The organism is Stenotrophomonas sp. STEN038, assembly GCF_056759895.1.
Genome location: NZ_JBRRDW010000004.1, coordinates 64,595 through 80,101 on the forward strand (window position 1 = coordinate 64,595; position 15,507 = coordinate 80,101).

Annotated in this window: 18 protein-coding genes, 1 other RNA gene and 1 riboswitch; of the genes, 13 read left to right on the forward strand and 6 right to left on the reverse strand. The window is 64.3% G+C overall.

The features are described 5' to 3' along the window. Window positions 1-348: 348 nt before the first annotated feature. Complete coding sequence (locus ACVOLS_RS02630; protein ID WP_481544360.1) at window positions 349-972, reverse strand: hypothetical protein; 624 nt, start codon at window positions 970-972, stop codon at window positions 349-351. A gap of 346 nt (window positions 973-1,318) precedes the next feature. Between ACVOLS_RS02630 and ACVOLS_RS02635 the strand changes: the two genes are divergently transcribed. The 10 genes from ACVOLS_RS02635 (at window position 1,319) to ACVOLS_RS02680 (ending at window position 8,396) form a co-directional block, all read left to right on the forward strand. After that, on the forward strand, window positions 1,319-1,471 hold the full coding sequence (locus ACVOLS_RS02635) for a hypothetical protein (protein ID WP_481544361.1): 153 nt from the start codon (window positions 1,319-1,321) through the stop codon (window positions 1,469-1,471). 133 nt (window positions 1,472-1,604) lie between these two features. Beyond that, a riboswitch (FMN riboswitch) is annotated at window positions 1,605-1,790 on the forward strand. 75 nt (window positions 1,791-1,865) lie between these two features. Continuing rightward, window positions 1,866-2,468 carry a riboflavin synthase gene (locus tag ACVOLS_RS02640; protein ID WP_481544362.1) on the forward strand — a complete coding sequence of 201 codons (603 nt, stop codon included), beginning with the start codon at window positions 1,866-1,868 and terminating at the stop codon, window positions 2,466-2,468. Beyond that, a complete protein-coding gene (ribB, locus tag ACVOLS_RS02645; protein WP_481544363.1) occupies window positions 2,465-3,565 on the forward strand; it encodes a 3,4-dihydroxy-2-butanone-4-phosphate synthase in 1,101 nt (366 codons plus the stop codon). The genes ACVOLS_RS02640 and ribB overlap by 4 nt, the downstream gene beginning before the upstream one ends. Before the next feature lie 112 nt (window positions 3,566-3,677). Beyond that, window positions 3,678-4,145: a 6,7-dimethyl-8-ribityllumazine synthase gene (ribH, locus tag ACVOLS_RS02650; protein WP_481544364.1), complete on the forward strand. Its 468-nt coding sequence runs from the start codon at window positions 3,678-3,680 to the stop codon at window positions 4,143-4,145. Continuing rightward, entirely contained in the window at window positions 4,142-4,621 is a 480-nt protein-coding gene (gene nusB, locus ACVOLS_RS02655) for a transcription antitermination factor NusB (protein WP_481544365.1), read from the forward strand. Before ribH ends, nusB begins: the two co-directional genes overlap by 4 nt. A 93-nt stretch (window positions 4,622-4,714) precedes the next feature. Further along, on the forward strand, window positions 4,715-5,707 hold the full coding sequence (gene thiL / locus ACVOLS_RS02660; protein WP_481544366.1) for a thiamine-phosphate kinase: 993 nt from the start codon (window positions 4,715-4,717) through the stop codon (window positions 5,705-5,707). A 180-nt stretch (window positions 5,708-5,887) separates the two neighbouring features. Further along, window positions 5,888-6,286 (forward strand): roadblock/LC7 domain-containing protein, encoded by a 399-nt coding sequence (locus tag ACVOLS_RS02665; protein WP_282266335.1) that lies wholly within the window; start codon window positions 5,888-5,890, stop codon window positions 6,284-6,286. 162 nt (window positions 6,287-6,448) lie between these two features. Next, the gene (locus tag ACVOLS_RS02670; protein ID WP_057627433.1) at window positions 6,449-6,811 is read left to right on the forward strand and encodes a roadblock/LC7 domain-containing protein; all 363 of its coding nucleotides are present in this window, start codon (window positions 6,449-6,451) and stop codon (window positions 6,809-6,811) included. 77 nt (window positions 6,812-6,888) lie between these two features. Continuing rightward, window positions 6,889-7,845 carry a hypothetical protein gene (locus ACVOLS_RS02675; protein ID WP_481544367.1) on the forward strand — a complete coding sequence of 319 codons (957 nt, stop codon included), beginning with the start codon at window positions 6,889-6,891 and terminating at the stop codon, window positions 7,843-7,845. Further along, window positions 7,842-8,396, forward strand: coding sequence for a GTP-binding protein (locus ACVOLS_RS02680; protein WP_481510971.1), 555 nt, complete (start codon window positions 7,842-7,844; stop codon window positions 8,394-8,396). The genes ACVOLS_RS02675 and ACVOLS_RS02680 overlap by 4 nt, the downstream gene beginning before the upstream one ends. A gap of 122 nt (window positions 8,397-8,518) precedes the next feature. Here the strand turns inward: ACVOLS_RS02680 and ACVOLS_RS02685 are convergent, their stop codons facing one another. From ACVOLS_RS02685 to ACVOLS_RS02705, 5 genes are read right to left on the reverse strand one after another with little or no spacing between them, the layout of a single operon-like run. After that, complete coding sequence (locus ACVOLS_RS02685; protein ID WP_481544368.1) at window positions 8,519-9,901, reverse strand: FAD-binding oxidoreductase; 1,383 nt, start codon at window positions 9,899-9,901, stop codon at window positions 8,519-8,521. A gap of 19 nt (window positions 9,902-9,920) precedes the next feature. Then, a complete protein-coding gene (locus ACVOLS_RS02690) occupies window positions 9,921-10,493 on the reverse strand; it encodes a TlpA family protein disulfide reductase (protein WP_481544369.1) in 573 nt (190 codons plus the stop codon). Window positions 10,494-10,509: 16 nt separating this feature from the next. After that, window positions 10,510-11,055 (reverse strand): metal-dependent hydrolase, encoded by a 546-nt coding sequence (locus ACVOLS_RS02695; RefSeq protein WP_481544370.1) that lies wholly within the window; start codon window positions 11,053-11,055, stop codon window positions 10,510-10,512. Next, window positions 11,055-11,429 carry a YraN family protein gene (locus ACVOLS_RS02700; RefSeq protein WP_481544371.1) on the reverse strand — a complete coding sequence of 125 codons (375 nt, stop codon included), beginning with the start codon at window positions 11,427-11,429 and terminating at the stop codon, window positions 11,055-11,057. The genes ACVOLS_RS02695 and ACVOLS_RS02700 overlap by 1 nt, the downstream gene beginning before the upstream one ends. Next, window positions 11,419-13,143, reverse strand: a complete 1,725-nt coding sequence (locus ACVOLS_RS02705) for a penicillin-binding protein activator (RefSeq protein WP_481544372.1) — start codon at window positions 13,141-13,143, stop codon at window positions 11,419-11,421. Before ACVOLS_RS02705 ends, ACVOLS_RS02700 begins: the two co-directional genes overlap by 11 nt. 82 nt (window positions 13,144-13,225) lie before the next feature. Between ACVOLS_RS02705 and rsmI the strand changes: the two genes are divergently transcribed. The 3 genes from rsmI (at window position 13,226) to rnpB (ending at window position 15,201) form a co-directional block, all read left to right on the forward strand. After that, complete coding sequence (gene rsmI, locus ACVOLS_RS02710) at window positions 13,226-14,062, forward strand: 16S rRNA (cytidine(1402)-2'-O)-methyltransferase (protein ID WP_481544373.1); 837 nt, start codon at window positions 13,226-13,228, stop codon at window positions 14,060-14,062. Continuing rightward, window positions 14,040-14,804: a hypothetical protein gene (locus tag ACVOLS_RS02715; protein ID WP_481544374.1), complete on the forward strand. Its 765-nt coding sequence runs from the start codon at window positions 14,040-14,042 to the stop codon at window positions 14,802-14,804. Before rsmI ends, ACVOLS_RS02715 begins: the two co-directional genes overlap by 23 nt. A 45-nt stretch (window positions 14,805-14,849) precedes the next feature. Beyond that, window positions 14,850-15,201: RNase P RNA component class A (rnpB, locus tag ACVOLS_RS02720), an RNA gene on the forward strand. Window positions 15,202-15,507 lie beyond the last annotated feature (306 nt).

Below are 15,507 nucleotides of genomic sequence, written 5' to 3' on the forward strand. Positions count from 1 at the left end.
GATCGCACCAGCAACACGATGTTTCATTGATGCCAGCTTCGCGGCTTACGCCGCTCCCACAAGGCAGGGTCTGACAGGGCTGGCGCCTGTGAGATTGCCCTGGTGCAAGTTCTTGTCGAGCTCAACCTGGCCGAATGCAGCCGTCTGCGGTTGTGGGAGCGGCGTAAGCCGCGAAGCACGTGCATCATCAGATCGCACAAATGCCCGGTGCTTCCATACGGCCAGCTTCGCGGCTTACGCCGCTCCTACAAGGCAGAGCAGGTGTTGATGCCGCTGTCTGGCCGCGTAAACCGCGCAAAAAAACGGGGGCCTCTCGGCCCCCGCTGCATTAATCCCGGTACTGCCGGATCAGAAGCTGGCGCGCACGCCGACCGAGTACTGGGCAAAGTCGCCCAGCCACTGGCCTTCCGCAACTACGCCCCAGGTCTTGTTGAACTTGACCTGGCCGCCCAGTACGCCGACGAACTCGGTGTCCATGTCGCTGCCATCAAGGGCGCCGCCCTTGATCCAGGCTTCAGTGCGCGCCGACGGCTTGCCGCGCAGGCCGATGGTGACGCGGCCGGCGTTGGTGTGAGTCTTGTAGGTGCCGTTGTATGCGCCAGCACCGCTGAGCTTTTCTTCAAGGCTCAGGCGCAACCAGGCGATGTCGGTGGTGAAGTCGACGCGCTCGCTCATGTTCATGTGGTAACCGGCGCCCAGCTCCGGCTGGCTCAGCTTGAGCTTGGAGCGCTCGCCGTTGCCCCAGCTGATCGACTTGTGGACCTGGGAGTAGCCGGCGAACAGGTTGACCTTGCCGGCGATGTCGAACGAACCGCGCAGGTAGGCGCCGTCCAGGCTCGGGTCATCGAGGTCGTTGCTGTTGATCTGGAGCTGGGTCCAGCCGGCTTCGGCGTAGGTGTAGCTCAGCTCGTCGGCGGAGGCGACAACAGGTGCGGCTGCCAGCATGGCGGCCAGAAACAGGGTCTTGCGCATGGATTCCTCTTCAGTGCGATATCCGTGTCAACCAGCCCATTGCGGACCGGGACCGTACGTCATGTAGCGGCGGCCGGAGTCTAATGAAATCTTTACGCCTGAAAAGTCTGGCTGGTGGCCGGAATTGCAGTTGCGGTGGGTGCGCGTTGATTGGATTTAGGGCGCAGATAGGTGCTGATTGACTGGCGTTGGAAGAGAATGGATGCCTGTAGGTTCGCGGGGCTGCGGCCCGGGAGCGCTCCCGAGGGGCTCAATTTCAAGAACAATCCTATTACCGCGAGGTCGATTACCACCTAATTTGTGCGCGCTCCGCGATGAGCAATGGCACTCAGAGGTAGTAATCGTCTTGAAGCTTGAAAGCTGTTTGTTCCTCTGTGTGGCGGTTCTCTGGTTTGCAGCAGCGGCAATGGCGCAATGGCGTGATCATCTGATGAGCGTGCTGGGCGGCCTGTTTGCCTTGGTTGGTGTGGGCAGTTTGTTCGGACGCAGGCGGCATTAGCCGCGCGCCCGCTTCCACGATGGCTACAGTTGCAGACTCCCGTTCCACCGATGGGAAGCACTTGTTCAGCCCAGCCAAGGCCTTCCCGAGGGTGGCGCTGGTACAATCGTCGGGCCGGTTCGCCGGCACTCACAAACGTCTTCAGGGCGGGGTGCAACTCCCCACCGGCGGTAGGTGCAATGCCCCCCAAAGGGGCGCTGTGCGAGCCCGCGAGCGCTCCAGCAAGGCCCGCACAGCAGTGCGCTCGCCCGGTTGGAGGTCAGCAGATCCGGTCAGATGCCGGAGCCGACGGTCATAGTCCGGATGAAAGAAGACGGTGTTTCGGGCCCTCCAATGGGTCCGTGCGCCTGTTTGCCTTGCGGCGTTTTTCGCTCAACTACTGCGGAGAACGTTAGTGTTTACTGGAATCATCGAAGGCGTCGGCCGTCTGGCCGCTCGCGAACCCATCGGCGGCGATGTCCGCTTTACCTTTGCCGTCGGTAGCCTGCCGTTCGAGCAGGTGCAGATGGGCGAAAGCATCGCCGTCAACGGCGTCTGCCTGACCGTCATCGACTTCGACGGCAGCAGCTTCAAGGCCGATGCCTCAACCGAAACCCTGGACCTGACCACGCTTGGTGGTCTGGCCGAAGGTGCCGTGATCAATCTTGAGCGCGCGATGCGCCCGACCGACCGCCTCGGCGGCCATCTGGTCAGCGGCCATGTCGATGGCCTCGGCAAGGTGCTGTCCGTCCATGAGGATGCACGCGCCCTGCGCTGGCGCTTTGCCGCGCCCAAGCCGCTGCTCAAGTACATCGCCAAGAAGGGCTCGATCTGCGTGGATGGTGTCAGCCTCACCGTCAACGAAGCCGATGACGAAGGCTTCGAGGTCGCGCTGATCCCGCATACCGTCGCCAACACCGCGTTCTCCGCCACCGGCGTGGGCAGTGCGGTGAACCTGGAAATCGATCTGGTCGCCCGCTATGTCGAGCGCCTGCTGGGCCAAGGAGCCGCACAATGAATTTCGCCCCCGTTCCCGAACTGCTGGAAGAGATCCGCGCCGGTCGCATGGTCGTCATCGTCGATGACGAGGACCGCGAGAACGAAGGCGACCTGATCATGGCCGCTGAACTGGTCAAAGCGTCGGACATCAATTTCATGGTCACCCATGGCCGCGGCCTGGTCTGCCTGCCACTGACCCGTACGCGCGCAGCCGACCTCGGCCTGGCGCCGATGGTGCAGGCCAATACTGCGCAGTTCCAGACCAATTTCACGGTCAGCATCGAAGCCGCCGAAGGCGTGACCACCGGCATCTCCGCGCATGATCGTGCCCACACCATCCGCACCGCGGTGAAGGCCAATGCCAAGCCGTCCGACCTGCATCAGCCGGGCCACATCTTCCCGCTGATTGCCCAGCCGGGCGGCGTGCTGACCCGTGCTGGCCACACCGAAGCCGGCGTCGATCTGGCCATGCTGGCCGGGCTGGAACCGGCTGGCGTGCTGGTGGAAATCCTCAATCCCGATGGCAGCATGGCGCGCCGCCCGGAGCTGGAAGTGTTCGCCCGCGAGCATGGCTTGAAGATGGGCTCGATCGCCGACCTGATCGCCTACCGTCTGGCCACCGAGCACACCGTCGAGCGCGTGGACGAGCGCGAGATCGACACCGAGTTCGGCGCCTTCAAGCTGGTGACCTACCGCGACCGCATCGCCAACGACCTGCATTTCGCCTTGGTCCGCGGCACCCCGGACAAGGACACGCCGACCTTGGTGCGCGTGCAGGTGGAGAACCCGCTGGCCGACCTGCTGCATTGGCGCCGTGATGACTTCGGCGTGGCCAATACCGATGCACTGCGCGCCATCGATGCCGCCGGAACCGGTGTGATGGTGGTGCTGTCAGCCCCGCGCGACACCAACTCCCTGTTGGCCCGTCTGCGCCAGCAGCCGGCACCGGTCATTCCTGGCAAGGACAAGGACGTGGGCCAGTGGCGCCGTAACGGTGCCGGTGCGCAGATCCTGTCGGACCTGGGGCTGGGCAAGCTGCGTGTGCTCGGCACCCCGCGCCGGCAGATCGGCCTGGCCGGTTATGGGCTGGAAATCGTCGAAACCGTGCAGCCCTGAGCCATTGGCATGGCCTGCAAGCCCGGCTGGACTGGGCTTGCAGCCGCTTTCTGCGTCGCGGGTTAAGCCCCCGCACGTTAGACTTACCCACCTTTTGGAACCCCACGCCCCCATGAGCCACTACGAAGGCGACCTCCGCCCGGCCGGTTCGGCCCGTTTTGCCATCATTGCCAGCCGCTGGAATGCCCGCATCACCGATGCGTTGGTGACCGGCGCGCGCCAGAGCCTGGCCAGCAATGGTATCGGCGAGGACGCCATCGACGTGGTGCGTGTGCCCGGTGCCTGGGAAATCCCGCTGGTTGCGGCACGTCTGGCTGCGGCCGGGCAACACGCCGCAATCATCACCCTGGGCTGCGTGATCCGTGGCGATACCCGCCATTACGAGCACGTTGCCGACCGTTGTGCCGAAGGCCTGATGCGCGCCCAGCTGGATTTCGGCGTGCCGGTGCTCAATGGTGTGCTGGCGGTGGAGCGGGTGGAAGATGCCGAGGCCCGCGCAGGCGGCAGCCACGGCAACAAGGGTGAGGAAGCCGCCTTGGCGGCAATTGAAATGGTCAATCTTCTGGAACAGCTGCCATGAACAACAAGAACAACGGCAAGCCTGCCGGAAAGCCGGTTCGCCGCGACGGCATCGATCCGGTGCTGCGCTCGCGCGCGCGCCGCCGTGCCCTGCAGGCCATCTACGCCTGGCAGATCTCCGGCGGCAACGCGGAGTCGCTGCTGGCCCAGTTTGCCCATGAGCAGGCCCACGAAATCGCCGATCTGGTGTATTTCGAAAGCCTGCTGCGCGGTGTGCTCGACAACCGCCGTGACCTGGACGAGGCGCTCGCCCCGTTCGTCGACCGCGCGGTTGAGGAAGTGGACGCCATCGAGCGTGCAGTGCTGCGCGTGGCCGCCTACGAGCTGCGTTATCGCCAGGACGTGCCGTACCGCGTGGTGATCAACGAAGCCATCGAAACCGCCAAGCGTTTTGGTTCCGAGCACGGCCATACCTACGTCAATGGCGTGCTCGACCGCGCCGCCGTGGAGTGGCGCAAGACCGAGTCCAGCCAGTAAGCGCTGGCGGCGTGATCGCCGCGCTTGGGGTTTGCCACAACGCCGGGCCGATATCATCGGTGCCGGCGTTGTTGTTTTTGAGGGAGCGCAGTGATGAGCCTTGACGAGTTTGGCCTGATCGAACGCATTCGCCGGCGTACCGCCGTGCGTGCGGACATCGTGTTGGGGATCGGTGATGACGCCGCGTTGTTGCAGCCGGCGCCGGGCCAGCAACTGGTGGTGACCACTGATACGCTCAACGTTGGCGTGCACTTTCCGGCAGAAACGCCACCCGCCGATATCGGCTGGAAGGCCTTGGCGGTGAACCTGTCCGATCTGGCCGCAATGGGCGCGCAACCGGCCTGGTGCAGCCTGTCGCTGTCACTGCCCGATGCCGATCCGGACTGGGTCGATCAATTCGCTGAAGGTTTCTTCCAGCTGGCCGATCTGCATGGCATCGCCCTGATTGGCGGTGACACCACGCGTGGTCCGCTGTCGATCTCGATCACCGCGATGGGCCAGGCAGCAGCGGGGCAGGCATTGCGCCGCGATGGTGCCAAGCCCGGCGATGACATATGGGTCAGTGGTGTGCCGGGTGAGGCTGGCCTGGCCTTGGGGTTGTGGCAGCAGCAGACGCTGGATGTAAGCCGGATTGCAGACGATGCAGCGCTGGAGCATCTACGCCAGCGCCTGGCGCGGCCAACGCCGCGGGTTGAGCTGGGCCGTGCGCTGCGGGGTGTAGCGAGTGCTGCGGTTGATGTATCCGATGGTCTGCTCGCGGATCTGGGTCACATCTGCGCACGCAGCGGGGTTGCCGCCGATGTGCTTGAACACGCATTGCCGGCCTCGTCGGCGGCTGCGCTGGCGGGCCTGTCCGAGGCGTTCAGAACCTCGCGCGCCAGTTCCGGAGACGATTATGAGCTGTGCTTCACCGCGCCGCCGGAGCAGCGGCAGGCCCTGCACGAAACCATGGCATCCGTAGCAGTTCCGCTTACCCGTATTGGCTATATTCGAGCCGGGACAGGGGTACAGGTGATCAACCAGGAGGGGGCTGTGCGGGTGGCATCAAGGCAGGGTTACAACCACTTCTCAGGCGTCGGGGACTAGGGGAGAGCCCCGCAGGCAGTAAGACGGGTTTCAGTGTTCACGCGGCATCCACGTATTCATATTTAACATCTCGTTCGTGATGGAAGTCGCGGTTTGGTGCAATCGAGAGTCTGCATCCGGCGACAGCAAACAGGGGAAGTGGTCGTGGAAACAGCAACGTTGGAAAAAGTGAGGGCGAAGATGAGTGATGTAGGTACGCCCTCGGTCACGGTGGACAGCCGTGCCTTGGAAACAGCACTCGATACCGTCATTGAACGCAACGTTGGCATTTCCATGCTGCTGGTCTCCACGGCCGATGGCCGTGCGATCGCTCACCGTTCGTTGAACAAGCTCGATCCACGGCGCTTGTCGGCGATGAGCAATTCCTTCTTGACGCTTGGGGAAACCTTGTCGCGCGAGCTCGGCCTGACAGCGGCCGACTACGTGACCATGTCCACCTCACAGGGCAGCATGGTGCTGGTACGCGTTGCTGCGGACCGTCCCTATACGCTGGCCGCGCTCGGCCATGCCGATACCTCCCTTGCCATCCTGCTGTACGCCGCTCGCGATGCTGCGGCGCGGATCAAGGTGTTGCTGTAACTCTCTTGTTGTAAATCATCGGTGCTGCAGCTTGCCTGGCATGCCAGGGAGGCGGCGCGGGTGAACGGGTTCGAGTACGAAAACTGATGCGATGCCGGTGCTGCACAGCGGCCTGGCCGCATTCAACACTTAGACAACAATCGATCAGGAACGGAGAAAAACATGGCTGGGAACGTCAAGCTGGACAAGTTGAATGAAATCGCTGGGTTCGTTGGTGCTGCGCTGGTCGACAGTGACAGCGGCATGGCGCTGGGCATGCTCGGCGGTGGCCCGATCAACCTGGAAGTTGCTGCTGCTGGCAACACCGAAGTAGTGCGTGCCAAGCGCCGCGTTGCTGCCTCGCTCGGCATTACCGATGCCATCGAGGACATCCTGATCACCCTGACCAAGCAGTACCACCTGATCCGTCCGCTGGAAAGCAATGCGGACCTGTTCCTGTACGTGGTGCTGGACCGTTCGCGCGCCAACCTGGCGCTGGCACGCCATGAGCTGAAGTCGTTCGAACAGACGCTCGATTTCAAGTGATGCAATGACGTGCTGCTGCTCCATGACGGAGCAGCAGTACGTCGATAGAGCTTCGACTCACAGACTTGATCGACACCATGAGTGCACCCGCCCGCAAGATCTCTGCCGCCGTTATCGGCTGCCAGGGTTTGGATGTCCTGCACATGATGCGGCTGAAGGTTGCCAGTTCGTTGCTGATGGCCGAGTACATCCAGGCCGAGGTGCAGGAGTGGAACCACCAACAGGTGGATCTGCTGGTGGCCTGCATCGATGACAGCAATGGCCAGCAGTTGCTGCGCGAGGCCAGTCAGCAGGGTTTGCCGGTGCTTGCGGTCACGCGCAAGGTGTTGTCGGGTCTGAGCATTCCGGGCGTGGCCTACGGCGCCAGCGTCCGCGACATTTTCCAGCAGCTGCGACAGCTGTTGTTGGCGTCGGACAACAGTGGCGAGCGTTTCAAGCCGCGTACGCTGTTCCGTAGCCTTGGTGACAGCAAGGGCAAGCCCAGTCTGCTGCATATGGGCCTGGTCAAGCTGCTGATTGATGCCACGCATACGCGGGTAACTCTGCTGCGCGATCTGCCCTATGAGAACTTCCTGAAGGCCGCTGCCGAGCCGGGCTGGACCCTGTCGCTGCTGGGCAGTGCCGAGGGGCTGGATGAATGCATGGCTGACGCTGTCAGTACCCATGCATTCGAGGATTTCTGCTGGCAGGCGGCGGCACGCTCGCCGGAGCCGCTGTTGCAACGGGAAACCGCAAACCCTTGCCAGCTGCGCGGCTGGCCCGAGGTCGAGACCGGCAAGTTACCGGTGCAATGGCTGCTGCCAATGGCGGCGATGATGCGGCGGCCGTGGCAGCCGGGTGAACTGGCGCAGGCGACCGGCACGTCATTGGATGATATTGCCCGTATCATGGCCGCGGCGGCCTGTACCGGGCTGCTTGATGGCAGTGGCGCCGACGTTGTGTCGGCGCGTGGTTCCGGTAACAAGGTATCCGGCTTCTTCACACGTATCGCCAAGCGATTCGGGCTCAACTTCTCCAAGGGGCTTCAGGTCTGACGGCTATGGCAACCAAGTTGGTTTTTGTCGGTGAAATGGGTGCGGGTAAAACGACTGCGATCCGGTCGATCTCGGACATGGAACCGATCAGCACGGAAATGCCGATCAGCGACGAAGCAGCGCTTGAGGCATTTGAAGACAAGTCGCATACGACGGTGGCGCTGGATTACAGCTCCATTGAACTGGGCGATGGTGAGTTGCTGCACGTCTATGGCGTGCCGGGCCAGGCCTACCTGGATTTCATGTGGCCGATCGTGGCGGAAGGCGCAATTGGCGTGATCGTACTTGTGAGCGCACTCAACCCGCGCGCGCTGCCAAGTACGTTGACACTGCTGGAGCGTTTCCGTGCGTTGGCGCCGGATGCCTGCTTTGCCGTAGGCGTGACCTGCCAGGACCGCGAACCTGATTTCAGTTTCAGCGAGTTCCGCAATGCCCTGGCCGGCGAAGGCCACCGCTTGCCGGTGATGTGGGTGGACGCCCGCGAAACCAGCCAGGTCGATTTCCTGATCAAGGCACTGCTGTCCTGTCGTTACGCCGAAGCGATTGCCTGAGCTGGCGATGGTGCTGGTTGTTGATTGTGGGAGCGGCGTAAGCCGCGAAGCCGGTGAATCTTCCGACGTTGCGCTTGCAAGGCCCCTGCCGAGCATGGCTCGGCACTACAGCCAGCCGTGCCCTACGCCTCCGGCAACACCTTGCCCGGATTGAGGATGCCGTCCGGATCCAGCGCCAGTTTTATCGCGCGCATCGTCGCCAAGGTGCCTGCCGAAAACGCCTGCGCCATGAAATCGCGTTTGGCCAGGCCAATGCCGTGCTCGCCCGACAAGGTGCCGCCCAGCTGCAGCGCCAATGCAAATACCTTGGGCAAGGCCGCATGCGCACGCGCGTTCTCGTCCGCATCATCCGGGTGATAGAGGATGTTGACGTGCAGGTTGCCGTTGCCGGCATGGCCGAAGGTCACGATCGGCAGCTGGGCCTGTTCGGAGAGTCGCTGCACGCCTTCCACCAGCGCCGGGATCTGCGACACCGGCACCACCACGTCTTCATTGATCTTGCCTGGTGCGATGGTTTTCAGTGCCGGCGACAACGCGCGGCGTGCCGCCCATAGCTTGTCGCGTGCGCTGCCATCGGTGGCCACATCCAGCGCCAGCATGCCGTCGCCTTCAGCCGCTTCGGCCAATGCATTGAGCAGATAGGGCAGGGTGTCCTCATCGCCGTCTGCATCGATCAGCAACATCGCGCCGGCTTCGGGCACCTGCGCACCGTTGCGACGCAGCAGCTGCAGGCTGCGGGCATCCATGAATTCAAGGGTGGTCGGCGTCACCGGTTGTGCCATCACCCGCGATACGGCAGCGGCAGCCGCTTCGGCATCGCGGTACAGCACACGCAGGCCAGCCTGGCTGCGCGGGCGAGGGGTCAGCTTGAGCGTGGCTTCGACAATCAGCGCCAGCGTGCCTTCGCTGCCAACCAGCAGATGGGTGAGGTCGTAGCCGGTGGAATCCTTGGTATAGGCGCCGCCGCACTGGATCAACTCACCGGTGCCGGTGACCGCCACCAGCCCGAGCACGTTGTCGCGGCTGGTGCCGTACTTCACCGCGCGCGGGCCGCCGGCATTGCAGGCCAGGTTGCCGCCAATGCTGCAGATATCAGCGCTGGAAGGATCAGGCGGCCAGAACAGGCCGTGCGGCATCAGTGCCTGTTGCAGATCGCCGTTGAGTACGCCGGGTTCGACCACTGCGCAGCGATCACCGGGCTGTATCGCAACGATGCGGTTCATGCGTGCGAACGACACCACGATGCCACCAGCCGTGGGTACCGCAGCGCCGGTGGTACCGGTGCCGGTGCCGCGACCGACCAGGGGCACGCCGTGTTCGCGGCAGGCGCGGACGATGGCTTGAACCTGTTCGCGTGTGCTTGGCAGGGCCACGCCTTGCGGCAAGGCGTGTCGCCAGGAGTTGTCCTGCGCATGGGCTGCGAGCGAGGTGGCGTCGGTGCGCCAGCCATCGCCCAGCAGCTGTGCCAAGGTGTGCTTGAATGCGTCGGAAAGGGCGGTGTTCACCCGCCCATTCTAGGCCGTGTCATCCGCCACTGTTGGTGTTGATGTTCTGCGCAGGCCGGGTGCGTACATGTTCGGGCAGCTGGGCCAGCACCTGCTCCAGGATCCTCGGCAACGACTGTTCCGAATAGCCGCGATGGACGGCGTTGATGCGGCCATCCTGGTCCAGCACGAACATCAGGGGGATGGCCTTCACCCCATAGGCTTCGGCGGCCTTGCCCTTGCTGTCGAGTACGTATTCCAGGTCGAGCTTCCTGTTGCGGCGTGCAAAGTTCACCACCTGCGCGCGCGGTTCGTCCCAGTTCACTGCGATGACCTCCAGCGCATCCTTGCCAACCACGCTTTGCAGGTGCGCGAGCACGGGCAGTTCGCGCATGCAGGGGCCACACCAGCTCGCCCAGAAGGTCATGATGACCACCTTGCCGCGACGTTGCTGCAGGTCGACCAGTTCCCCGGGCAGGTTCTTGCCGAGTGCGATCGAGGGCGGGAACTCGCCGGCGGCAGGAACTTCAGCGGCGGCGAATGATGGGATGGACAGCAGCAACAGGCAGCAGGACAACAGCAGTCTTGAAGACTGCAGCAGGCGGTGGCGCATGGTTCCCCCAGGTGGCTCAATCGTTGACGCGGCGGCGCCAACCCTGCGGCGATTGAACCATCTTCCAGCCGATTACCGCCACCAGCAAAGGCAGCCATACCCAGCGCAGCTCCGACAACACCGTCTGCAGGCCGCGCGCACTGAAGAAGTTGTTAGCGAACGGGGATACGCGGATCGGTCGCCAAGGAGCGAACAGGCGCTGATCGCTCCACGGCCACCACAGCGCGACGCCTAGGCCGCCGGAGGTCAGGGCGTCCAGCAATGGGTGCGACAACGCGCAGATGAAGACGAATGCAAACGCCTGCAGGCGGCCCGCACGCAGTGCCCTGGCGAAGGCAACGGCCAGGGCCGCCAACAGCGTGGCGAACAGCAGTGAGTGGCTGGCGCCGCGATGACCAAAGCTGTCGGCGTAGGGGATATGCAGGGCGAAGGCCAGTACATCGGCATCGGGCAGCATCGCAGCGATGATGCCCGCGCCCAGCAGGCGCGTGGAAACGCGCCCGCGCTCGCTGGCACACCACAGTGCAAGTGGGATCGCGGCGTGGGTGAATATGCTTGGCATCAGCAGTCGTCGGCGCGGAAAGCGTCGCGTATCCAGTTCAGGCGCGGCGGTTCGCCACTGGCTTCAACCACGTCGAAGCGGCAGGGGCTGTTGGCCAGCGCAGGGTGTTGGTTGAGGTAGAGCTGGGCAGCGCGGACCAGCTTGCGGCGCTTGCTGATATCGATGGAGGCAGCGCCGCCGCCAAACTGCGCTGAGCGGCGGTAACGCACTTCGACAAAGACCAGGCTGGCTGCTTCGCGGTCGTACATCACCAGGTCCAGCTCACCGCCGCGAAAGCGTACGTTGCTGGCCCGCCACTGAAGGCCAGATTTTTGCAGCAGTGCGCGGGCAGCGGTTTCCACCGCTGCACCGCGTTCGTTCTGCTCAGCGACCATCACCGATGGCGACCGGGCGGCCAGTGCTGAAGGTCGACCAGGCCGGGGTGCGCAGCACGTTGCCGAAACCGTCCAGGTGCAGGGTGCCGGTGGCACCGCTGAGGCCGCCGCTGGTGCTGTTGGCCAGCTTCTCCATGTAGGCGGTGATCTTCCAGGCGTCGTAGCCGAAGGCGAACAGACGACCGGCGCCGCCGCGTGCGGTCGGCAACGTGGTGGCAACTGCTGCCGCGGCAGGCAGGCCGGCGACGCCGCGGCTGCTCCAGGCCTCGGTCGGGAAGGCGATGCCATCCAGGGCGACATCGTCTTCGGCCTTGCCGGTGCCTGCGGTCAACTGCGAGGTGCCGACACGGGTGACGCCGCCCAATCCGGCCAGGGCCAGCTGCGGCGCCAGTACGCGCGCCTGGTTGCCCTTGACTGCGAGCAGGATCGCGTCGACGCCGGTTGCCTGGCGCAGCTGCGCGGTGATGTCGGCCGGCACGTCGCCGACGTTGATGGTCGCGGCGATCTTGCCGCCGCGCTCACTGAAGCGTTCCTTGAAGGCGCCGCTGGAACGACGGCCAGCATCGTCACTGCTGGCGATCACCAGCACATTGCGGCGCTCGCGACCGAGCAGGTATTCGGCGGCCATCAGGCCGTCATCTTCCGGTGCCAGCGAGAAAGCCGCACTGCCTGGCGGCGGTGCGTCCTTGCCACGATTCAGGGCGAGCAGCGGCACCGGTAGCTCGCTGCGGTGGAACAGCGCATCCACTTCGTCGCGGCCGAGCGGGCCGACAATGAAGTCGACGCCGTTGCCGACCGCTTTGTCGTAGGCCGCGCCGGCACCGCTGGCGGTGCCCTTGGTGTCGATGAAGTCGATCGATGGGCGGCGGCGGCTTTCACCGTAGTAGCCGGCCAGCAGGCCGTCGCGTACCGAGGCACCGGCCGCGGCCAGGTTGCCGCTGAGTGGCAACAACACCGCCATCTTCACCGGCGGACGATAGCCGTCGGCATCGGCCGCCGGGCGCTTGCTGGTATCCAGCTGCGAGGCGGTGTCACGGTCGAATGGTCGCGGCAGCGGCAGGCCACGGCCGATCATCGCGCGGCCAGCGTGGTTGTAGAGCGGGTCGCCGACCGGCAGCGCGGCGGCGCGGCTACTGAGGGTGGCGTCGTTCAGGCCGGCCAACAGGCGGGTGATGGCACGCTGGTTGTCATTGCGGGCGGTGCCGCTGAGCAGGGTGCCGGCGCGGGCGCGTTCGGCGGCGGCGGCAAAGGCGTCGCCGTTGGCTTCCAGCGCCTGCGCGCGGGCCAGGTACCAGCGTGCCTGCAGCGCTGCCGGCAGCGCTGCCGGGTTCTCGGTCAACACCTGCAGTACGGTGGCCGGCTGCTTGTCGCTCAACGCCAGCTCGGCCTGCAGCAGGTTGAAGCGCTGGCGGGTGGCGCCGGACAGCTGGCGCGGCTGCACCTGTGCCATCAGCATGCGTGCACGCGCGCTGTCACCGGCCTCCTGCCAGGCAAAGGCGGCATCGGCCAGCAGCGAGCTCTTGCCAGCACCGCGAACCAAAGCAGCCTGGGCTTCCAGCTGCTGTGCGGCTTCGCGCGGCTTGCCTTGTTCAAGCAGGGCGATGGCGGCCTGCTGGGCGGGGGAGCTGGTCGGCGCTACGCTGGTGGTGGCGCAGCCGACGAACAGCAGCATCGACAATGACAGGGCGGAAATCCGTGCGGCTGGCTTGTTCATTTGAGGTCCGTTCGACAGGGCGCGGCAGTGCCGGGCGGGGGAAACGGTACGATTCTACCCTTGGCCCACGGAAATACCGATGATGAGTACTGCTGCTGCCACCTTGTATGTCGTTGCCACGCCGATCGGCAACCTTGGCGATCTGAGCCCGCGTGCACAGGAGGTGCTGCGTTCGGTGGCCGCCATCTGCGCGGAAGACACCCGTCATACCGGTCAGCTGTTATCGCATTTCGGCATCAGCAAACCCTTGGTGGCGCTGCACGACCACAACGAAGAAGCGATGGCCGAGCGCGTCGTGGCGCGCCTGCTGGGCGGTGAGTCGTTGGCGGTGGTCAGCGATGCCGGCACGCCACTGGTCAGCGACCCGGGCTTCCGTCTGGTACGCGCGGCGCGCGCGGCCGGGGTCAAGGTCAGCCCAGTCCCAGGCGCCTGCGCGGCAATTGCCGCGTTGAGTGTGGCCGGATTGCCCAGTGATCGTTTTGTATTTGAGGGCTTTCTGCCGGCCAAGGGCGCAGCCCGGCGCGAGCGCCTGAACAAGCTGGCGGCCGAGACCGGCACCCTCGTGTTTTATGAATCCTCGCACCGCATCGCCGAATCGCTGGCCGACATGGCGGCGGCTTTTGGTGGTGAGCGCCCGGCGGTGGTGGCGCGCGAACTGACCAAGCTGTTCGAGACCGTGCTTGATGGCAATCTGGATCAGCTGCTGGCCAAGGTGTTGGCCGACGACAATCAGCGCAAGGGCGAGTTTGTGGTGATGGTGCAGGGCGCCGGTGACGATGAACAAGCCAAAATCGCCGAAGGTCGGCGCCTGTACGCCAAATTGAACGAGCACCTGCCGCCTTCCACTGCCGCCAAACTGGCGGCCGAACTGAGCGGCGCGCCGCGCAAGGCTTTGTATGGACAGGGCAGCAACGACTGAGGCGATGTGGGCGGCGGCTGATGCCGCCAGCCTGCGCCAGCAACTGGACCTGCGCGAGCACCCGCTGGCGGGTGGCACGGGTGCCGAGATCAAGACCCAGCGCGAGCGCTGGATGATGGTGCGCTGGTTGACCGCCTGGGCATCGGAGCTGGTCTATCCGTTAAGGGTGAGCAAGCGCGAGAGCCCGGATTTCATGCTGGACGCTGGCAATGCACGGGTCGGCGTGGAATGCATGGAAGTGGTGCCTGAGGCCTTCAAGCAGGTACAGGCCAAGTTGAACGGCATCAACTCCGGCTGGGTGCGGCCGGTGCCGCAGCACCGTGCCGAGGAAGCGCGGGCCGAATGGGATAGTCCGCTGCTGCGTCAGTTGTTGGCGGATACCTATGAGGGTAGTCCATGGGCGGGCGATGAGCCTGAGCGGCTGTGGGTGGAAGTGATGCGCTGGGCGGTGGAGAAAAAGCGCCAGGTGCTGCACAAGCCGGGTTATGCCCGGCAATCACGCAATGTGTTGTTGCTGTACGACAACTGGCCGTTGCCGACGGTGGCCTTCGTCGAAGACGCCGATCCGGCAGTTTTACGCAGCTGGGCGTTGGCGGCGCTTGATGAGTTGTCGCAGCAGTTGCGGGACGGTGGCGCACATGCGGACTTCCAGCAGATCGACATCCTGCATGAAGGCTGGCTGCTGTCATTCACTGCGGAGGGAGTGCGGCCGCTGCGTTACCAACTGCTTGCAGCTGAATGAAATGATCGGCCGGTGCGGTGCCGGACGTGCGATAATGCGCGCGGCGGAGTCGGCCAGACAGTCGCGTCATTCCTTCGGGAATGCCGAGGAAAGTCCGGGCTCCACAGGGCAAGGTGCCAGGTAACGCCTGGGCGGCGCAAGCCGACGGAAAGTGCAACAGAAAGATACCGCCTACGTCTCTTTCGAGAGGCCGGTAAGGGTGAAATGGTGCGGTAAGAGCGCACCGCGAGTCTGGCAACAGACCGGCACGGCAAACCCCACCTGGAGCAAGACCAAATAGGGACCTAATGGCGTGGCCCGCGTCGGGTCCGGGTAGGTTGCTTGAGCGTTACGGTGACGTAGCGCCTAGAGGAATGACTGTCCACGACAAAACCCGGCTTATCGGCCGGCTCCGCCGCTTTTTCTGCCCGCCGGGCAGAAAAAGCCCCAAAGTTTTGCGTGGCAAAACTTTGGGCCCCGGGCCTCTGGCCTTCCAATTCCCCGCGCCTGTCGGCGCGCCCCCTTTACTAAAGGGGGCTGTTGCTCTTCGGATTTTTTGCTTGGCTCGCTGCGCATCGTGGCGGGGAGGGTGCGGCTGTGGCTTTTGTGGCTGCGAATTTTGCTCTGTTTTTGGCTCCAGCTCTGGCCCTGATTGTGATTGTGGCTCTTGCTCTTGCTCTTGCCTCTGCCTCTGCCTCTGGCTTTTGCTGAGGCTTTGGCTTTG

Bases quoted from the DNA above. Each gene is read 5' to 3' on its own strand.
- ACVOLS_RS02715 (WP_481544374.1), top strand. From the start codon at position 14,040: ATGGACAGGGCAGCAACGACTGAGGCGATGTGGGCGGCGGCTGATGCC.
- ACVOLS_RS02705 (WP_481544372.1), bottom strand. From the start codon at position 13,143: ATGAACAAGCCAGCCGCACGGATTTCCGCCCTGTCATTGTCGATGCTG.
- ACVOLS_RS02690 (WP_481544369.1), bottom strand. From the start codon at position 10,493: ATGCGCCACCGCCTGCTGCAGTCTTCAAGACTGCTGTTGTCCTGCTGC.
- ACVOLS_RS02695 (WP_481544370.1), bottom strand. From the start codon at position 11,055: ATGCCAAGCATATTCACCCACGCCGCGATCCCACTTGCACTGTGGTGT.
- thiL (WP_481544366.1), top strand. From the start codon at position 4,715: ATGAGCCTTGACGAGTTTGGCCTGATCGAACGCATTCGCCGGCGTACC.
- nusB (WP_481544365.1), top strand. From the start codon at position 4,142: ATGAACAACAAGAACAACGGCAAGCCTGCCGGAAAGCCGGTTCGCCGC.
- ACVOLS_RS02665 (WP_282266335.1), top strand. From the start codon at position 5,888: ATGAGTGATGTAGGTACGCCCTCGGTCACGGTGGACAGCCGTGCCTTG.
- ribH (WP_481544364.1), top strand. From the start codon at position 3,678: ATGAGCCACTACGAAGGCGACCTCCGCCCGGCCGGTTCGGCCCGTTTT.
- ACVOLS_RS02700 (WP_481544371.1), bottom strand. From the start codon at position 11,429: ATGGTCGCTGAGCAGAACGAACGCGGTGCAGCGGTGGAAACCGCTGCC.
- ribB (WP_481544363.1), top strand. From the start codon at position 2,465: ATGAATTTCGCCCCCGTTCCCGAACTGCTGGAAGAGATCCGCGCCGGT.
- ACVOLS_RS02675 (WP_481544367.1), top strand. From the start codon at position 6,889: ATGAGTGCACCCGCCCGCAAGATCTCTGCCGCCGTTATCGGCTGCCAG.
- ACVOLS_RS02630 (WP_481544360.1), bottom strand. From the start codon at position 972: ATGCGCAAGACCCTGTTTCTGGCCGCCATGCTGGCAGCCGCACCTGTT.
- rsmI (WP_481544373.1), top strand. From the start codon at position 13,226: ATGAGTACTGCTGCTGCCACCTTGTATGTCGTTGCCACGCCGATCGGC.
- ACVOLS_RS02670 (WP_057627433.1), top strand. From the start codon at position 6,449: ATGGCTGGGAACGTCAAGCTGGACAAGTTGAATGAAATCGCTGGGTTC.